The sequence below is a fragment of the Prosthecobacter vanneervenii genome (genome assembly GCF_014203095.1).
In the GTDB taxonomy this organism is placed as follows: domain Bacteria; phylum Verrucomicrobiota; class Verrucomicrobiia; order Verrucomicrobiales; family Verrucomicrobiaceae; genus Prosthecobacter; species Prosthecobacter vanneervenii.
On the sequence record NZ_JACHIG010000001.1, the window covers coordinates 847,142 to 863,997 of the forward strand.

General features: G+C 62.4%; 22 protein-coding genes. 7 read left to right on the plus strand and 15 right to left on the minus strand.

Annotation, left to right across the window (positions count from 1 at the left end; all coding sequences use genetic code 11):
• The 5 genes from HNQ65_RS03270 to HNQ65_RS03290 all read left to right on the plus strand — a co-directional run bounded on the left by HNQ65_RS03270 (position 1) and on the right by HNQ65_RS03290 (position 5,096).
• Entirely contained in the window at positions 1-1,152 is a 1,152-nt protein-coding gene (locus tag HNQ65_RS03270; RefSeq protein WP_184338037.1) for an LLM class flavin-dependent oxidoreductase, read from the plus strand.
• A 5-nt stretch (positions 1,153-1,157) separates the two neighbouring features.
• Positions 1,158-2,204, plus strand: a complete 1,047-nt coding sequence (locus HNQ65_RS03275) for a Gfo/Idh/MocA family protein (RefSeq protein WP_221306024.1) — start codon at positions 1,158-1,160, stop codon at positions 2,202-2,204.
• Between the two features lie 61 nt (positions 2,205-2,265).
• On the plus strand, positions 2,266-3,489 hold the full coding sequence (locus tag HNQ65_RS03280; protein ID WP_184338039.1) for a PQQ-like beta-propeller repeat protein: 1,224 nt from the start codon (positions 2,266-2,268) through the stop codon (positions 3,487-3,489).
• A gap of 147 nt (positions 3,490-3,636) precedes the next feature.
• Positions 3,637-4,206 carry a biosynthetic peptidoglycan transglycosylase gene (locus HNQ65_RS03285; protein ID WP_184338040.1) on the plus strand — a complete coding sequence of 190 codons (570 nt, stop codon included), beginning with the start codon at positions 3,637-3,639 and terminating at the stop codon, positions 4,204-4,206.
• Positions 4,207-4,223: 17 nt separating this feature from the next.
• Positions 4,224-5,096 carry a metallophosphoesterase family protein gene (locus HNQ65_RS03290; protein ID WP_184338041.1) on the plus strand — a complete coding sequence of 291 codons (873 nt, stop codon included), beginning with the start codon at positions 4,224-4,226 and terminating at the stop codon, positions 5,094-5,096.
• Here the strand turns inward: HNQ65_RS03290 and HNQ65_RS03295 are convergent.
• Positions 5,044-6,318, minus strand: a complete 1,275-nt coding sequence (locus HNQ65_RS03295; protein ID WP_184338042.1) for an MFS transporter — start codon at positions 6,316-6,318, stop codon at positions 5,044-5,046. The genes HNQ65_RS03290 and HNQ65_RS03295 overlap by 53 nt on opposite strands.
• A gap of 166 nt (positions 6,319-6,484) precedes the next feature.
• Here HNQ65_RS03295 and HNQ65_RS03300 point away from each other — a divergent pair, with 166 nt between their 5' ends.
• On the plus strand, positions 6,485-7,087 hold the full coding sequence (locus tag HNQ65_RS03300; protein ID WP_184338043.1) for a class I SAM-dependent methyltransferase: 603 nt from the start codon (positions 6,485-6,487) through the stop codon (positions 7,085-7,087).
• Between the two features lie 5 nt (positions 7,088-7,092).
• On the opposite strand, the gene arsA is transcribed toward HNQ65_RS03300, so the two are convergent.
• A complete protein-coding gene (arsA, locus tag HNQ65_RS03305; protein WP_184338044.1) occupies positions 7,093-8,898 on the minus strand; it encodes an arsenical pump-driving ATPase in 1,806 nt (601 codons plus the stop codon).
• On the minus strand, positions 8,895-9,227 hold the full coding sequence (arsD, locus tag HNQ65_RS03310; protein ID WP_184338045.1) for an arsenite efflux transporter metallochaperone ArsD: 333 nt from the start codon (positions 9,225-9,227) through the stop codon (positions 8,895-8,897). The genes arsA and arsD overlap by 4 nt, the downstream gene beginning before the upstream one ends.
• A gap of 173 nt (positions 9,228-9,400) precedes the next feature.
• Between arsD and HNQ65_RS03315 the strand changes: the two genes are divergently transcribed.
• The gene (locus HNQ65_RS03315; RefSeq protein WP_184338046.1) at positions 9,401-9,730 is read left to right on the plus strand and encodes a YkgJ family cysteine cluster protein; all 330 of its coding nucleotides are present in this window, start codon (positions 9,401-9,403) and stop codon (positions 9,728-9,730) included.
• Positions 9,731-9,784: 54 nt separating this feature from the next.
• Here HNQ65_RS03315 and HNQ65_RS03320 read toward each other — a convergent pair whose 3' ends face one another.
• From HNQ65_RS03320 to HNQ65_RS03375, 12 genes are all read right to left on the minus strand, one after another.
• A complete protein-coding gene (locus HNQ65_RS03320; RefSeq protein ID WP_184338047.1) occupies positions 9,785-10,165 on the minus strand; it encodes a hypothetical protein in 381 nt (126 codons plus the stop codon).
• Positions 10,166-10,233: 68 nt separating this feature from the next.
• A complete protein-coding gene (locus HNQ65_RS03325; RefSeq protein ID WP_184338048.1) occupies positions 10,234-10,659 on the minus strand; it encodes an SRPBCC family protein in 426 nt (141 codons plus the stop codon).
• 20 nt (positions 10,660-10,679) lie between these two features.
• On the minus strand, positions 10,680-11,126 hold the full coding sequence (locus HNQ65_RS03330; protein WP_184338049.1) for a VOC family protein: 447 nt from the start codon (positions 11,124-11,126) through the stop codon (positions 10,680-10,682).
• A gap of 33 nt (positions 11,127-11,159) precedes the next feature.
• On the minus strand, positions 11,160-11,645 hold the full coding sequence (locus HNQ65_RS03335) for an SRPBCC family protein (protein ID WP_184338050.1): 486 nt from the start codon (positions 11,643-11,645) through the stop codon (positions 11,160-11,162).
• Positions 11,646-11,675: 30 nt separating this feature from the next.
• Positions 11,676-12,437, minus strand: coding sequence for a DUF899 domain-containing protein (locus tag HNQ65_RS03340; RefSeq protein ID WP_184338051.1), 762 nt, complete (start codon positions 12,435-12,437; stop codon positions 11,676-11,678).
• Between the two features lie 23 nt (positions 12,438-12,460).
• Positions 12,461-12,928 carry a GyrI-like domain-containing protein gene (locus HNQ65_RS03345; RefSeq protein WP_184338052.1) on the minus strand — a complete coding sequence of 156 codons (468 nt, stop codon included), beginning with the start codon at positions 12,926-12,928 and terminating at the stop codon, positions 12,461-12,463.
• 26 nt (positions 12,929-12,954) lie between these two features.
• Positions 12,955-13,494, minus strand: coding sequence for an SRPBCC family protein (locus HNQ65_RS03350; protein WP_184338053.1), 540 nt, complete (start codon positions 13,492-13,494; stop codon positions 12,955-12,957).
• A 24-nt stretch (positions 13,495-13,518) separates the two neighbouring features.
• On the minus strand, positions 13,519-14,001 hold the full coding sequence (locus HNQ65_RS03355) for a VOC family protein (RefSeq protein WP_184338054.1): 483 nt from the start codon (positions 13,999-14,001) through the stop codon (positions 13,519-13,521).
• Positions 14,002-14,030: 29 nt separating this feature from the next.
• On the minus strand, positions 14,031-14,429 hold the full coding sequence (locus HNQ65_RS03360; protein WP_184338055.1) for a YciI family protein: 399 nt from the start codon (positions 14,427-14,429) through the stop codon (positions 14,031-14,033).
• The gene (locus HNQ65_RS03365) at positions 14,426-14,818 is read right to left on the minus strand and encodes a YciI family protein (RefSeq protein WP_184338056.1); all 393 of its coding nucleotides are present in this window, start codon (positions 14,816-14,818) and stop codon (positions 14,426-14,428) included. The genes HNQ65_RS03360 and HNQ65_RS03365 overlap by 4 nt, the downstream gene beginning before the upstream one ends.
• A gap of 84 nt (positions 14,819-14,902) precedes the next feature.
• Positions 14,903-16,213 (minus strand): RNA polymerase sigma factor, encoded by a 1,311-nt coding sequence (locus HNQ65_RS03370; protein WP_184338057.1) that lies wholly within the window; start codon positions 16,211-16,213, stop codon positions 14,903-14,905.
• A gap of 10 nt (positions 16,214-16,223) precedes the next feature.
• Positions 16,224-16,853, minus strand: coding sequence for a TetR/AcrR family transcriptional regulator (locus HNQ65_RS03375; protein WP_184338058.1), 630 nt, complete (start codon positions 16,851-16,853; stop codon positions 16,224-16,226).
• Positions 16,854-16,856: the final 3 nt, after the last annotated feature.

Consider the following 16,856-nt stretch of genomic DNA (forward strand, 5'->3'; position numbering starts at 1 on the left):
ATGACTGAACTACCCATCCGCACAACGGAGCGCAAGTGTGAAGTCGCATGGTTCTCTGCTCTTTGCTCAGATGATTATGAATTTCTCGGCATTCCGGACGGCTCTCTGCGCTCCAGCTACGAGCACTGCGGTGACATCGTAAAAAAGGCCGACACGCTCGGGTACCAGAACATCCTGCTGCCCTCGGGCTGGATCGCCGGGCAGGATGCGCTGGCCTTTGCCGCCGCCATGGCCCCGCAGACGGCGCAGATCAACCAGTTGGTGGCGCTGCGCATGGGGGAGGTCTGGCCGCCCATGCTGGCGCGCGCGCTGGCCACGGTGGACCACATCGCCAAAGGGCGCCTGTGCATCAACATCATCTCTTCCGACATGCCGGGCATCAAGGAGAGCAACGAGGTGCGCTACGCACGCGCCAGCGAGATCATCCAGATCCTGCAGGGGCTGTGGCGTACGAACGGGCCCTTTGAGTGGAAGGGGGAGTTTTACAACATCAGCCTGCCCAATACCGAGCCGGCCAAGCCCTATCAGCAAAACGGTGGGCCCCTGCTCTACTTTGGCGGCATCTCCCCTGCTGCCCAGGAGCTCTGCGCCAAGCACTGCGACGTCTTTCTCATGTGGCCGGAAACGGAGGACCGCATCGCCGAAACGATGCGGGTCATGTCTGAAAAAGCCGCCGCCCATGGGCGCAAGATCGACTTCGGCTTCCGCACGCATGTGATCGTGCGCGAGACGGAGGCCGAGGCACGCGCCGCCGCAGACCGGCTCATCTCCAAGCTCGATGCCGCCAAAGGCGCGGAGATCAAGGCCCGCTCGCAGGACAGCCAAAGCGCGGGCGTGAAGAGGCAGGACGAACTGCGCGCACAGAGCAAGGATCTCTACATCGAGCCGCATCTCTGGAGCGGCATCGGCCTGGCGCGCAGCGGCTGCGCCAGCGCCATCGTGGGAGACCCGGACCAGGTGCTGGCCAAGCTGAACCGCTACATGGACATGGGCATGCGCGCCTTTGTACTCAGCGGCTACCCGCATCTGGAAGAGTGCGACCTCTTTGCCAAGCACGTGCTGCCACGCCTGCCCTCCTGCCGCCTGAATGAACTGCAGGGCCGCCGCGTTCCTGATCCTGTCACACCGCTGACCACCGCACCTCGCACTTGATTGATATGCCAGCACCTGTTCGTTTCGCACTCGCCGGATTCGGCGCCTGGGGCAAGTTTCATGCCCAATCCATCGCTGGTAATCTTGAAGCCAGGCTGGTGGCCATCTCCGCGCCTTCGGAGGCCTCGCGAGAGGAAGCGCGAAAGCTGTATCCAGAAGCACAGATCTTTGCCGACAGCCTGGAGATGATCGCGCAGGCGGAGTTTGACATCATCGACATCGCCACGCCAAGCCACACGCATCGGGAGATCGCGCTGGCAGCCATGGCGAAGAAGAAGCATGTGCTGCTGGAAAAGCCCATGGCCATCACGCTGGATGACTGCAAGGCCATCGTGGCAGGCGCGCGCGACCACGGCGTGCATCTGGCCGTAGGACATGAGCTGCGCCTTTCCAGCCAGTGGGGGCACATCAAGGAGATCATCGACGCCGGCACCATCGGCGATCCGCAGTACGTGCTGGTGGAACTCTCACGCAAGCCCTACCGCCTGGGTGCAAGCGGCTGGCGCTACGATCAGAGCCGCGTGGGCAGCTGGGTGCTGGAGGAGCCGATCCACTTCTTTGATCTGGCGCGCTGGTATCTGGAAAGCAGCGGCGATCCCGTGGAGCTGCATGCGTATGCCAACTCCCGTGATCCGCAGCGCCCGACACTCTATGACAACTTTAGCGCCATGTTTAAATACGCCAACGGCAGCTACGCCGTGGTGTCGCAGACGCTGGCGGCCTTTGAGCATCATCAGACCGTGAAGGTCAGCGGTACGAAGGGCGCGCTGTGGGCGGCCTGGAGCGGTGCGCTGGACCGCACGCTGGAGCCCGAGTATTTCCTCAAGGTGTTTGATGGTGAGAAGCTCGAAAATGTGAAGCTCACCAAGCACAGCGGCGAGGTCTTTGAACTGCGCGAGGAGATCGCCCAGAGCATCGACATGGTGCGCAGCGGCAAGAAGCCCATCGCCACCGGCCTAGACGGCCTGTGGAGCGCCGGGCTGTGCCTCGTCGCCGAAGAATCCATCCGCCAGGGCAGGCCACTGCCGGTGGGGGAGATGCTGAGGTTTTGAGCGCAGTAAATCACGCTGATTTGACAGCGGCATCGCTTTCATGGCGTAGTGCACAGCCTCCATGAAAATCCACGCTCTGCTGCTTGCTTCCGCGCTCATCACCCCTGCCCTCTTTGCTGCCGACTGGCCGGCCTGGCGCGGGCCCACGATGGATGGCCATGCCGCAGCGGGGCAAAAGCTGCCGCTGAAATGGAGCGAAGGCGAACACGTACTGTGGAAGGCCGAGGTGCGTGGCCGCGGGCACGGCTCGCCCACCCTTGTAGCAGATCACGTTTATCTTGCCACGGCTGATGTGGAGACCGAGGAGCAGCTGGTGCTCTGCTTTGACCGCAAGACTGGCAAGAAGCTCTGGGAGGCCGTGGTGCATCGCGGCAACCTCAACACCAAAGGTCACAAGATCTCCTCGCAGGCCTCATCCGATGTGGTGAGCGATGGCGAGCGCCTGTTTGTCAATTTTCTCAACAACGGTGCTATCTTCACCACCGCGCTGGATTTTTCCGGCAAGCAGCTTTGGCAGCGCCGCGTGTGCGACTTTCAAGTGCATCAGGGCTTTGGCTCCACTCCGGTCATTTACCAGTCCATCGTGCTCGTCTCAGCCGATCATCGCGGCGGTGGAAAGATGACCGGACTGAACAAGCTGACGGGTGAGATCGTGTGGCAGCAGGACCGCCCGCCCGTAGCCAACTACGCCTCTCCGGCCGTGGTGCAGGCGGCAGGCAGAACGCAGGCCGTGCTGGCGGGCTGCAACAAAGTGGAAAGCTTTGATCCGCTCACCGGCAAGAAGCTCTGGAGCATCGATGGCAGCACCGAGGAAACCGTGGTGACAGCCGTCACTGATGGCAGCCGCGTCTTTCTCGGTGGTGGTTATCCCAAGAACCACACCATGGCGGTAGAGGCAGACGGCTCCGGAAAGATCGCGTGGGAAAACGTCACGCGCACTTACGTGCCGTCCATGATCGTGAAGAACGGCCACGTCTTTGCCGTGGGTGATGGCGGACGCGCAGCCTGCTGGAAAGCCGCCACCGGCGAGGAGCTGTGGTCGGAGAAAGTGGATCGCGAATTCTATGGCTCACCCGTCATGGCCGATTCGCGCATCTACGTGACGAGCAAGGGCGGCGTGACCTCGGTGTTTGAGGCCACACCGGAGAAGTTCACCCTTCTTTCGCAGAACCAGCTCGGAGACGAGTGCTTCAGCACGCCAGCCATCTGCGACAACCGCATCTACCTGCGCTCCGCCAAGACCGGCCCCGTGCGCCAGGAGTACCTTTGGTGCGTGGGCGAGTAGGTAGCGAGCAGGGACTGATTGTGAAGTCCGCTTCACCTTCATTTCACACACCCGCTGTTGGAAAAGTGCAAAGCTGCACCATTTTCCATGCAAGCCTCAAATCCCTCCCTGTGTCGTCGGATGATGCGCAGCACGCAGCCTCCTCCTATGCAACCATCTCTCATCATCCGGCGCATCATCCTGCTGCTCTGGCAGATCCCGCTCGCGGTGGTGGCTCTGTGTGCCGCAGGCTTGGGCGCGCTGTTTCTGCGATCAGATGTGCGATCTTTCCGGCCCCGGCTGCCAGAGATCCGAAAGATCATCGAGGCGCAAAAAGCGGCGACTCCCACGATGCCGCCTTTTCTGATTTCATGCCTTCGTGCGGAAGGCGTTCCTGACCAGTTCACCGCCAGATGCCTGCTCTCGCAGTTCGGGCTGGATGACACCAACTCTAACCACCGGCATGCACGTGCGCTATTATGGACAGGATCGTTATACTGGCATTTGAGCGGGGAAGAACGTGATCTGCTGTACTGTGCGTTCATGAATGATGGTGCAGGTGGATTGGGCATCCATCATCTGGCCTCACGCCTGTTTGGCAGACCTGTCGAGGAGCTGACGGACTCAGAGTTGGCCGCCCTAGCCGTGGCCAGCACCTCTCCCTCGCGCTTTATCAAAGACCACGCGCTTCTGGAAACCTACAGCGGGAAACTCTTGCACTGCATCAAGGCCGGGTAATGCATGGCACCTGTGCCATGCCTACCCGTATTCTGATTGCCACCGACCTGCATCAGCGCGCCGTTCTTTACGCTGCTTTGATCAAGCTGGCAGATGAAGTCAAGCCAGACGCCATCATCCTCGGGGGCGATTTCCTGCATGGCACCGGCATGCTGCCGTATGGTCAGACACCACAGCTCACGCCTACGCTTTGCGCGGTGGAGTTGCAGAGCATCAAGCAGCCTCTTTTCTTCGTGCGGGGCAATCATGAAGACGAGAACTGGCTGGAGTTTTCCCAGGTCTGGCAGTCCCTGCATGAAAGGAGTCCTTCGCGGTTGCACGGCAGTTTTACGATGATCGGAGAAGTGGGCGTGGTGGGTTTTCCCTGCGCGATGGGTCAGGAAGAGGCTTTCAGCGAGGGTGTGCCGCTCGGCGGAAAGCACTACTCGGCCTGGCTGCCCCGCCTCGTGGCGGAGCATGGCGACCTCGCAAATCAGCTCTGGATCATGCATGAACCGCCAACTGGCACGCAGCTCACCCTGGCAGGCTCAGCTGTCGAAGGCCATGAATGGTGGTGGGATGCCATCGAAGAGCATCAGCCCGAACTTGTCGTCTGCGGCCATGATCACACCACGCCGATTCGTCGTAATGTGTGGCGGGATCGAATTGGAAAAACCACGGTGGTTAACGTGGGTCAAAACATGGACGGCCCCTTGCACGCCACGCTCGTGACGCAGGATGCTACGTCTGGAGAGCTGCAGTGCGAAAGACTTCAGATGAATGGAGGGCTATGCCCAAACATCCTATTGGATGCCCAAGATGCGTCTGGAATGATGCTTGGGAGCTGCATAGCTGCATTCAGTCCGGCAGATCCTCCCCATGCGTCTCCGGCAGGCAAGCCAGGAAGATGAGGCCGAGCAGGAAAAAGCCGCCGAGGCTGGTGATGGCCACGCGCAGGTCCATCGTGGACTTCATCCAGGCGCTCAGCCAGATGAGCACCGGCGCGGCGAGCAGGCGGCCTGTGTTGAAGCAGAAGCCCGAGCCCGTGGCGCGCAGGTGTGTGGGGAAGAGTGCGGGGAAGTAGGCCGCATAGCCCGCGTGGATGCCCTGGGCGCAGAAGCCAAAGAGCGGCAGCAGCACCAGCAGCAGCGTGTAGCTGCCTGCATACGAGGGCAGCCAGCAGATGGCGGGTGTCATGACCAGCGCGGCCAGATGCAGCACCACAAAGGTCTTCTTGCAGCCCCAGCGTGCGCTCAGCGGGCCAAAGGCCAGCATGCCAGCACCCGCGCCCGCAGTTTGGATGAAGCCGAAGGCGATCTTGGATTTGCTGGCCCATTCGGGATCTTTGACGCGCTTCAGGAAATCCGCCGCGATGTCCTGCCCCGCCACCACCACGCCCCAGAAGGTGGCCAGGCCCACCATGGCCAGCAGCGCGCCGAAGATCGCGCGCGAGCGCCAGCGCGGTGTGCCGAGGAGTTCGCTGAAGCTGCCCATGCGCTTCGCCTTGGTCGCGCGTGCCTCCTTCCATGCCTCGGGCTCCTTGATGCTCATACGCACCCACAGCACCAGCAGCGCTGGAACCACGCCCAGCAGGTAGGCCGTGCGCCACTGCGCGCCCACATACAGACCCGCCGCCGCCGCCAGCCACAGGCCCGCCACACTGGTGGCGTGGAAGATGCCGCCTGCGCGCTCGCGTGCTTCTTTGGGAAACACCTCCGCCACCAGCGCCGCGCCCACAGCCCACTCGCCACCCACGCCCATGGCCACGAGAAAGCGCAGCGCGCCCACCTGCCAGATCTCGCTGGCAAAGGCGGTGACGCCTGAGAAGAGCGAGTAAAAGAGAATGGTGAGCGCCATGACCGGATTGCGTCCCCATTTGTCCGCCAGCGAGCTGAAGAGCAGGCCGCCAAAGGTGCCACCGAGAAGAAAGATGCCGAGAAAACGCTCTCCCCACACCTTCACCAGCGCATCGTCCGGCTTCACATGCAGCAGATCGGGCAGCATGTCGGCACGCGTGAGATTGTAGATCTGCCCCTCAAAGGCATCAAACACCCAGCCGAGCGAAGCCACGAGAAGCACCAGCCACTGGTAGCGGGTGACAGAGGAGTACCATTTGGTGGAGGCAGAAGACATGAGCTGATGTGGCGGATGATGAGGGCGACTGGGGCGCATCAGTGACGTGCCAGAGCGCAGCCACATTTCAGCGGCGTGGTGGTTTTACTCAAATAGGCTGCGGCTGCACAAGACTGGAAAGCAGACACTTGCAGTGCGGAGCATCCCCCCTGAGTCTGCGCGGCCTATGCAGCCTGCAGACATTGCCCGGAGTTATGATGAGATCGCGCATCAGTGGCTGGAGCCGCATCTGGAGACCAACGGCATGCGCCAGCACGAGCACGCGCTCAGGTTCCGCAAGCAGCAGGGCGGTGGTCGGGCGCTGGATGTGGGCTGCGGCTGCCACGGGCGCTTCATCCGCCTGCTGTCACAGCATGGTTATGCCGTGGAGGGGCTGGACATCTCCGCACGCATGATCGAGCTGGCGCGGCAGCGGCATCCGGGCGTCACCTTTCATCATGTGGATGTGTGCCAGTGGGAGCCGGAGGGGGCGTATGACTTCATCACCGCGTGGGACAGCATCTGGCACCTGCCGCTGGTGCAGAGTGCGGAGGTGATCACGCGGCTGTGCGGCGCGCTGGCTCCTGGCGGCATCCTCATTTTCACGCTCGGTGGTCTGGATGAGCCCGGAGAGAAGCAGGACTCCAGCATGGGCCCGCCCATGCACTACAGCACCCCCGGCATTCCGCAGACGCTGCAGGTGCTGGCATCTGCTGGCTGCATCCTGCGGCATCTGGAGTATGACCAGCATCCGGAGATGCACGTGTTCGTCATCGCACAGAAGAGCTGAGAAGATCAGGCAGGCACCATTGCGGTCTGGAGTCTGGATGAGGCCAGATGGGCGAGTGCGTCCGGACCCACGGGCTCCTCCGGCTGCCAGGGGAGCCATGCGGTGCGGTGCGCCTGCTTTTCCACCACCTCAAGCAGGTAGCGGCGCTCGGAAGCCTCGCGGCATTGCAGCAGAGGATCGCAGGTGCCGCTGTGCAGCAGGCTTTGATTGATGACCCACGCAAAGGGCTCGATCCGCGCACGGCGCAGATCCTCCTGCAAAGCGGCGGCCTCATGCACCGGCGTGGCCTCCGGCAGCGTGACGAGCAGGATGCGGGTAAAGTCGGGATCGCGCAGACGCTCCAGCAGCCTGAGCACCTGCTCGGGCTGGGTGCTGCGCGCCTGACGCTCCAGCTCGCGATGGTAGGCCTCGCTGGCATCCAGCAGCAGGAGGGTGTGCCCGGTGGGTGCGGTATCTAGCACCACGAAACGGCTCACGCCCTGACCGACCTCGCGAGCAAAGGCGCGAAACACCGCGATCTCCTCCGTACACGGAGAGCGCAGATCCTCCTCCAGCAGCGCACGGCCGGCGTCATCCATCGCGCTACCCTGGGCCTGCATGACCTCGCGCTGATAGGCGGCGGTCTCTTCGGCGGGATCGATCCTGCTGAGCGTGAGCCCCTCCACCCGGCCATGCAGTGTCTGGGCCACATGCGCGGCGGGATCGGTGGTGCTGAGATGCACGGAATGGCCGCGCCGGGCTAGCATGACAGCAATGGCTGCGGCCACGGTGGTCTTGCCTACACCGCCTTTGCCCATGGTCATGATGACACCGTGGCCCTGCTGCTCCATGGCGCTGACGAGGTCTGCCAGGCTTTCCATTTGGGGTGGAGTCCAGCTCTCTGCCACCTGAGGCGTGAGACTGCCGGGTGTCTCGCCACCCAGCAGCACGCGCAGCCCGGCGATGCCGAGAATATTGATGGCACGCAATGGCACGATGTAGCTGGGCATGCTGCGGATGAAGTCACCTGCCGCCTCCAGGGCGGCCATGCCGCGCTGCTGCATGGCCTGCGCGGTGGGATCCTTCGCGCACGGCGTTTCAAAGGCACCGTTGATGACGAGGCATTGATTTCCCACGCCGATGGCGCGCAGCTCTTTGGAGGTGCGCTCCGCCTCGCGCAAGGCCGCGCCCTGAGGGCGGCTGACCAGCACGAGCGTGGTGGCCGCTGCGTCTGCCAGCGTGCGGACGGTGGCCTCGTAAATAACACGCTGCTTTTCCAGACCAGCCAGCGGACCCAGACAGGAGGTGCCGCTGGTGTTGCTCTCCAGAAACTGGTCCCAAGCCTTGGCCAGGCTCATGAGCCGCAGCGTGTGTCCGGTGGGTGCGGTGTCAAAGATGATGTGGTCGTAGCCCTGCACCGCCTGGGGATTGCCGATGAGGCCGGAGAATTCATCAAACGCCGCGATCTCCACGGTGCATGATCCGGAAAGCTGCTCCTCCATGCTGCGCAGCGCCCCCTCTGGCAGAAGGCCGCGCATGGGGCCGATGAGCCGCTCACGATACGCTGCGGCTGCGTCCACGGGATTGATGTTCATGGCCTCCAGCCCCGGAGCGCCGACGATGGGAGCGGGGTGATTGGTCAGCCGGGTCTCCAGCACTTCATCAAGATTGGAGGCCGGGTCAGTGCTGACCAGCAGCACGCGCCTGCCTGCCTCGGCGAGCTTCAATGCCGCCGCGCAGGACAGCGAGGTCTTTCCCACACCGCCCTTGCCGGTGAAAAAGAGAAAGCGGGTAGCCGTGGCGGGATCAGGCACATAGGGTGGCAGCTTCATGATGCGGCCTCCTCCTTGATGCCCAGTGCGGCACGGAAGAAAGCCGGGCGCTCATCATGGTTGGGATAGCGGCCTTTCATGTAAATCTCTCCATCGAGGAAGATCAGAGGCAGCACGGCTGTCCCTTCCTTTTGCAGCGCGTCTTTGACCGCCGGATTTTGCGCAAAGGCCATGGGCTGCTGCCCGAGATTCTGGCGCTCCACCTTCACCCCCTGTCCGGACAGCTGGGAAAGCATGGCGGCGAAGTTGACCAGATCGGGGTCCACATTCGTACCGCAGATGCCGGTGGAGCAGCACATGGCAGGATCGTACACTTGGATGGTTTTCATGACAGTTGAGAGCTACGACGGGATGAGCAGGGTTCTTTGAATTGAAACCAAACTGCTTGGCAAAACGGCCAAGTAAATGGCCAGCCTTGTGCCTGGCTTGTTCTTTTAGGATCATCGGCAGCTTTTCTTTTCCGCTTTGTTTCCTGCCCGCCAATGGTCATTACTGCCTGCACATGGCCGCCGCTTCTTCATCTCCCACCATCTCTCCCTGCCAGAGCTGCGGTGCGTGCTGTGCGCACTACCGCGTCTCCTTCTACTGGCAGGAGGCGGCCCAGCGCGGGCTGGATGAGAGCCTGCTGGTGCAGGTGAGCCCGTGGCAGGTGTGCTTTCGCGGCACGGAGCAGAAGCCCGTGCGCTGTGTGAACCTGGAGGGGGAGGTGGGCACGTGTGTCTCCTGCCGGATCTATGATCAGCGAACGACGCCCTGCCGCAGTGTGGATGCGGGTGACGAAAAATGCCTGCAGGCCCGCGCAGCGCACGGGCTCGGCTCTTTTCAGCCATGATCAAGCCCCAAGGACGCAGTCATCGCCCTTGGGTCCGTGGCTCTTCGCTCCAGCCTATTTCAGCAGTCCGGCCCAGGCCTTGCGCTCAGACCACAGAATGAACAGCGCCAGCGCGGAGACGACGATGAGCATCGGCTGCAGGATGCCATCTCCTGCCACAAAGTGGTGGAAGGCCAGGATGTTCACAATGATGGGGCCCAGGCACAGCAGGCCAAGGTTTCGCGTCTTGGGAAGGATGAGCAGGATGCCGCCGAGAAGCTCAAACACCTTCACAAACTTCATGTAGCCCGTGGTGCCAAAGGCCGCCATGAAATGGGAGATGGGGGTGTCCTTGGGCAGCTCAGGCATGGGGGCCAGATTAAACAGAACGGTGACGGCGGACATCACAAACAGAAGTCCGAGCAGGATGGAGGCGATGAGTGGCGCGTATTTCATAGGAGTGGAGTGTGGGGGCTGAAGGAATCAAAGCAAGATGCGATCCGAAAAGATGGTGACAGGCTGCTTTATCCGAGATGCGCCGCCAGACGGTCAAAGTTCTCCTCATTGGCAGGCACGCAGATGGGCTTGAAGCGCTCGCACATTTCCTCGCTGGGAAACTGCATGCACCAGGTCATGTGAGTACCCTCACCGGCATCGGCAAGAGAGATGGTCATCTGGAAATGCGGGGCGATGTGCTCATACACGATGCGCTCGGCAGGCACCACCTCGATGAAGCGGGCATGATTGGTGTAGTCCTTGCCGTCCGGGCCGTGCATGGTGAATTTCCAGTCGCCACCGGGACGAAGGTCAAACTCCTCAAAGGTGTTGGTAAAGCCCTTGGGGCCCCACCATTGTGCGAGCTGGGCTGGATCGCTGAACGCGGCAAACAGGCGCTCGCGGCTGGTTTCGAAAAGGCGGGTGCTGATGATCTGGGAGGGGGACAGGCTCATGGGATGAAGGCGGGCTGGGTTCACGCATTCAGCGGATCAGCACTCGGTGCCAGCGTGACCATCCAGCCCATGCCGAATTTGTCCTGCAGCATGCCAAAGCAGGAGGACCAGAAGGTCTTGCCCAAGGGCATGGTGACGCTGCCGCCTGCGGAGAGGGCCTCAAAAACGCGTTGGGCATCCGCTTCAGCAGGCAGGGCCAGCGAAAGCGAGAAGCCGCGAAAGCCCTTGCTCTCTTCGCCGCCGCAGCCATCGGAGGCCAGGATGACACTGCCGCCCACCTTGAAGCTGGCGTGCATGACCTTGCTCTCGTAGCCGGCGGGCAGCATGCCCGGGGGCGCGGGCTCGGGGCTGTCGCTGTAGCGCATGAGCATCTGCACCTCGGCGCCGATGGCGGTTTTATAAAACTCGAGTGCTTCCTCGCAGCGGCCGCCGAAGAAGAGATAGGGCTGGATGTAAGACTGGGACATGGTGGTATGGGGTGGATGTGAAGTTGAAGTGTGTTACTTGCTCATGAGTTCGACGAGCTGGTCAAAGGCCTTGCCCCAGCCTTCGGCGAAGCCCATGGAGGCGTGCTTTTCGCAGGCTTCCTTGGTCCAGTGCAGGGCGCGGGCGGTGTAGCGGGTCTTGCCGCTCGGCAGCGTCTCCCAGGTGAGCACGGCGGTGAAAAAGTGATTGGGGTTGGGCTCCCAGCCGGGCAGATAGGCATCGGTAAAGACGAGCTTTTCATTCGGCACCACCTCCAGATACACGCCCACATTGGGAAACTCCTGGCCTTCGGGGCTGCGCATGGTGGTCTTGCAGGTGCCGCCGGGGCGGAGGTCGATCTCGCACGCGGTGGTGGTCCAGGGCGCAGGCGTGAACCACTTCACGAGCAGGTCTGGCTGCGTCCATCCGGCGTAGAGTTTGGCGGCTGGAATGTCGGTTTCGCGAACGAGCACAAGCTCACGTTCGGAAAGAGGGGATTCGATGGGTGTTGGGAGTGGCATGGGATATCAGATGGTTGAAATAGGAGATGTTCAGGTGGCGGCGCTGCAGCCGCAGCATGGCTTTGTCGTCGTGCGACCGTCGTTTTCGTAGCGGTCATGGCGCTTCACCCAGTCCATGAGGTTGCCATTCACCTTCTCCATGCGGCCCTTCGGCGTCTGGTCGATGAACTGATACGCGCCCAGCAGGGTTTCGCCGCCACGGCTGAAGCAGGAGTAGGTGTGGAAGATCTGGCCGGAGTCGTCTTTGGAAAAGACGGAGAAGCCGGGCAGCTCCTGGCAGTCGGGGCTGTAGTCCTGCTCAGAGAAATTGTAGGTCATCCGGCCGTTCGTCACACGTTCAGGTGGGAAGGAGACGTGGAAGTCGTAGTTGAAGTCCGTGTGTGCGGAGGACACCCAGCGGAAGCCCCAGCCCATGCGTTTGCGGTAAGCCTCCAGCTTTTCGAGCGGTGCGCGGGAGACCGCCACAAAGGTGAGGTCATGATGCTCAAAATGCTGGCGTGCGCCGTCCACGTGATCGCAAAGAAAAGAGCAGCCGGTGCAGCCCTCCTCCCAGTCCGGGCCAAACATGAAGTGGTAGAGAAAGAGCTGGCTGCGACCGTCAAAGAGATCGCTCAGCGTGGCCTGACCGGAGGGCGTGTCAAAGACGTAGGGCTTGGTGATCTTCACCCAGGGCAGCTCGCGGCGCAGGCGGGCCAGTTCATCATTGGCCTGCATGTGGGCTTTTTCCTTGGCCAGCAGAGCGCGGCGCGCCTCCAGCCATTCATCCTGGGAGACGATGGGATGTGCATTCATGGCATGATTGGTGGTGGGGTGGTTCAGTCCTGAATCGTTTGATTCAGCTCGGTGCGGAAGGTGGCGGGATCATCGCTGGCCTCGGGGCCTGAGAGATAGCGCTCCCACAGACTGGGGCCCAGCGTGTGCCCCTGTGCCTCGATGAGATCCTGAAAGTCTCCCCATGCCTGACCCAGCCCCTCGTAGGGGCCGGTGTACACGGTGCGGATGATGGTAGCGGCGGGGATCTCGCCCGCCTTGACCCGACCTGCCGGCTGCAGCTCACCAGAGATGGGCACGCCCACTTCAAAATTAAAGATGCCGGGTGTCATGCCAAAGTGATGCGCAAACACCGCCCCCCTGGGGCCAATGCCCTGCGTGCTGGCGGCACCAATCACCTCGTGGATGGCGGGGCCCATGACCTGCTGGATCTGGTCTCGCGGAACGGTGATGTGGATCACCGCCGCAGGCTGCGCGGTGGTGGAGATGGGCGATGAAATTTCGTCAAGCATAGCAGGGCATGGTGGAATGGGGTGGCTCAGGCTTTCGGCGCTGCCTCGGCCAGCTTTTTCAGATTGGCCAGACCTTCCAGGAACTGGTCGCCGCACATCTTCTCGCAGTTCATGAAGAGGCTCATGATCTTGCCGATGAAGGGCTTCTTGCTCTGCATGGCCCAGGTGATCTTGGTGCCGGTGCCTTCCGGGGCGAAGGTGAACTGCACATCGCTGCTGCCGGCAAAGGGACGCACAAACTCCAGCTTCATGCCGATCTTTTCATGGGGCTTGCTCTCGACGAGCGTGGTGCTGCCTTCGCCCACTTCGTTGTTGCCGTTCCAGCGATAAACCGCGCCCACGCCTTCGGACGGGCCTTCCAGAGTTTTCTTCATGGCGGGGTCCAGCTTTGACCAGGGAGACCACGCATCCCACTGGCGGAAGTCGTTCACGATTTTAAACACCGTGGCCGGTGCCGCCGTGGTGGTGGCGCTGCGCGTCACAGTCATATCGTCCGACTGAAACGAGGCGGCGATGCAGATGAGGGCGATGACGGCCACGAGGCCGAGGATGATTTTCTTGATCATGGGATGTGCGTTGGGTGGGTGGTGTTACTTGTCTGACTCCTTGGAGGCCGGGCACTTCTCCGTCATGGAGTTCCAGCGCTTCTGCATCTCCTCCGGGGAGACTTTTTCGATCTCGTGCTGCAGCATCCAGATGTGGCCGAAGGGATCGCACACACAGCCGCTACGGAAGCCGTAAAACATGTCTGTTGCGGGCATCTGCACCGTGGCTCCGGCTGCTGCCGCCTTGGCTATGGCGGCGTCTGCATTCTCCACCATGAGGGAAAACTTCACCGGCGTGCCGCCCAGCGTCTGCGGCGACTTGTTCCAGGCGGGATTTTCATCGGAGAGCATGAGGAGACCGCCCTGGAGATTAAGTTCGGCGTGGCCGATCTTTCCGGTGGCGGCGTCCACGAGGCGGAAGCGCTCGGTGGCGCCAAAGGCCTCCTGGTAAAAGGAGATGGCCTTGGCGGCATCCTGCACGGTGATGTAGGGGCTGAAGGCGGGGTAGCTGTGGTCGGGGGTGCTCATGGTGGTGGAGGGTGGGGGTTGGGTTGAGATCATTCTTTTCCGGCGGCCTTGACCTCCGCCATAGGGCGGCAGAGATCGGCGATGGGGCGCACTTCGATGCTGGCGCCGTATTGCAGGATGGGGCACTCCTGCGCGATGCGCACCGCCTCTTCCATGCTGCCCACGGCGATGCGGAAGTACCCGGCGATGGCCTCCTTGGATTCGGCAAAGACACCGTCGGTCACGCTGGTGCCCCTGGGGCCGGAGACGAGCTTTCCTTCCTCCATCAGCGGCTGCGCGCCGCGATGGATGCCGGTCTTTCCCAGGCGGTCCACCCAGGCGTAGAAGTCGGTCATCACATGCTGCAGCTCAGAGGGGGACATGCCGTGGTTCCAGTGGGTGCCGCGAATGAGGAGGAGGTATTCGTCAGTGGGGTTTTGGGGATTCATCGGGGAGGGGTTTCGTTGGTCAGATCTGAGGCGGTGCAGCGCTGGGACTCCAGCGGACGCACCTCGTAGTGAATGCCGCAGGGCAGCGTGGGGCTGTGGGAGAGCAGCTCGGCGGCCTCCGGCAGACTGGCGGCGCTGACAAACCAGTAACCACCCACCACTTCCTTGGCCTCGCCAAAGGGGCCGTCTGTCACGAAGCCCGTCCTGGACACCGAGGCCCCCTCGGTGCTGAGGCGGCTGCCGGCACGCATGCGGCCTGCGTCGATGTGCGCATACAGCCAGGCGTAAAAGTCGGTTATGGCCGCGTCGATCTGCTCCTTGGACTTGTCTTTGTCCCAGTGGCCGCGTGAGATCACAAGGTAGTCATTGAGGGGGGCTTTGGCGTTCATGGAAAGGGAGGAAACAAGGTGGCTTCAAAAGGGACGACGAATGGGCGGGACGGAAAAGGACAGCGTGGTGAAAAAATTTTTCCTTTATGTCCCGAAGCCAGCAGCAGCGGCCTCGCTGTCGGCGATGCGGCTTTCAAAAAAGCGGCGCTCCGAGGGCAGCACGGCGAGCGCCAGCGCGCGGCAGTAGTGAGTGGCGGCGGTCTGGTGCTGCCCCAGCTCTGTGGCAAAGGCCCCGCGCGCGGCGTGCAGGGAGAGATAGGTGTCCAGCCCCTTCACGGTTCCCAGGGCATCCAGCCCACGCTGCGCCCCATGCACGCGCCCCACGGCGATGGCGCGGTTCAGCGCCACCACAGGAGAAGGCTTCAGCTGCATGAGCTGATCATAAAGCACGAGGATGCGCGACCAGTCCGTGGCTTCATGAGTGGTGGCCGTGCTATGGCATGCGGCAATGCCAGCCTCAAGATGATACTCCGTGAGCGTGTCTCCCTGAGCCGAGAGCTGCAGATGCTGGATGCCGCGCTGGATCAGCGACTGATCCCAGAGGCTGCGGTTTTGCTCATGCAGGCGCAGGATGTCTCCGGCATCGTCCGTGCGTGCGGGCAGTCGTGCAGCGCTCAGCAGCATGAGCGCCAGCAGGGCATGGCAGCGCGGCTGGCTGGTGGCAGGATGCGTGGCCAGCAGCTCGGCCAGACGGATGGCCTCATGGCAGAGGTCCGCGCGTACCAGGTGCTCGCCGCTGCTGGCCTTGTAGCCCTCATTAAAGAGCAGGTATAGAGTGGCCAGCACGGCATCCAGCCGCTGCGGCAGCTCATGCGCCTCCGGCAGCTCAAAGGGCAGCTCCAGCTCGCGGATGCGCGCCCGTGCGCGCACCAGCCTCTTGGAGATGGCCGCCTCGGTGGTGACAAACGCCGCCGCGATCTCCGCCGGGCTGAGGCCGCACAGCGTGCGCAGTGCCAGCGCGATCTGCGCCTCCGGCGAGAGCTGCGGGTGGCAGCAGACAAACATCAGGCGCAGGATGTCATCGCGCAGATGCGCATCGTCCCATGAGGCCTCCTCCACTGGCACCGCCATCCAGCGTGCCTGCTCGGTGGAGACACCCTCCTCGCGCTCATTCCAGCGCTGCTCGCGGCGCAGCTGGTCCAGCGCCAGATGACGTGCCGTCTGGGTGAGCCATGCCGCCGGATTGTCCGGAACTCCCCGATAGGGCCAGGTCTGCAGAGCACGCACCAGCGCCTCCTGCACCACGTCCTCCACCCACTGCAGCCGCTGCGCGCCAAACTGCCCCGCCAGCGTGGCCACCAGACGTGCCGACTCGTGCCGGAAGAAGTGCTCCGTGGCCAGCTGGGCGCAGGCATCTTTGCTGGTGGGGTCGTCTGGAGTGGCTGGTTCGTTCATGCGGAAGGGTTCAGCGTGCTTGAAAAAGGCCGTCCACAAAGGCGCGGGCCAGCTTGAGATTGTGGCGGATCATTTCCTGGGAGCGGCAGGTCTTGCCCACGAGCATGGAGCCCTGCCAGAGGCTGTTGAGAAACCAGGCCGCTTGCATGGGGTCAAACTTTGTCTTCGGTTGATGTTTCTTCTTCGCAGCAGCCAGCATTTTGGCCGTGTTGGAAGTCCAGAGAGTCAGCTCTTTTTCACACGCGGCCCGCAGGGCGGGGCTGGTGGCGGCCAGCTCCTGCGACATCATGCCCACCATGCATACGCAGTTCTCTTCAGGCCGTCTGGTGAATCCGGCCATGATGTCCAGCATGCGGTGCAGCTGCTTGAGGGGATCCAGCGTCTCGTCCTTCCACGCCTCTGCATACAGCGCGGTGCCCATGCGGCCCCACCAATCCACGGCCGCGAGAGCCAGCGCCTCCTTGTTTTCAAAGTGGTGGAAAAAGCCGCCCTTCGTCATGCCCGCCTCCTGGCAGATCATGTCCACCGAGGTGGCCGCAAACCCCTGCCGCAGCATGAGCCGCACGGTAGCGTCGATCAGCCGCTGCCTGCTGGCTGCGGGATCGCGCTCACGTTTCGTGCTGGCAGCTTTCTTTGACATACA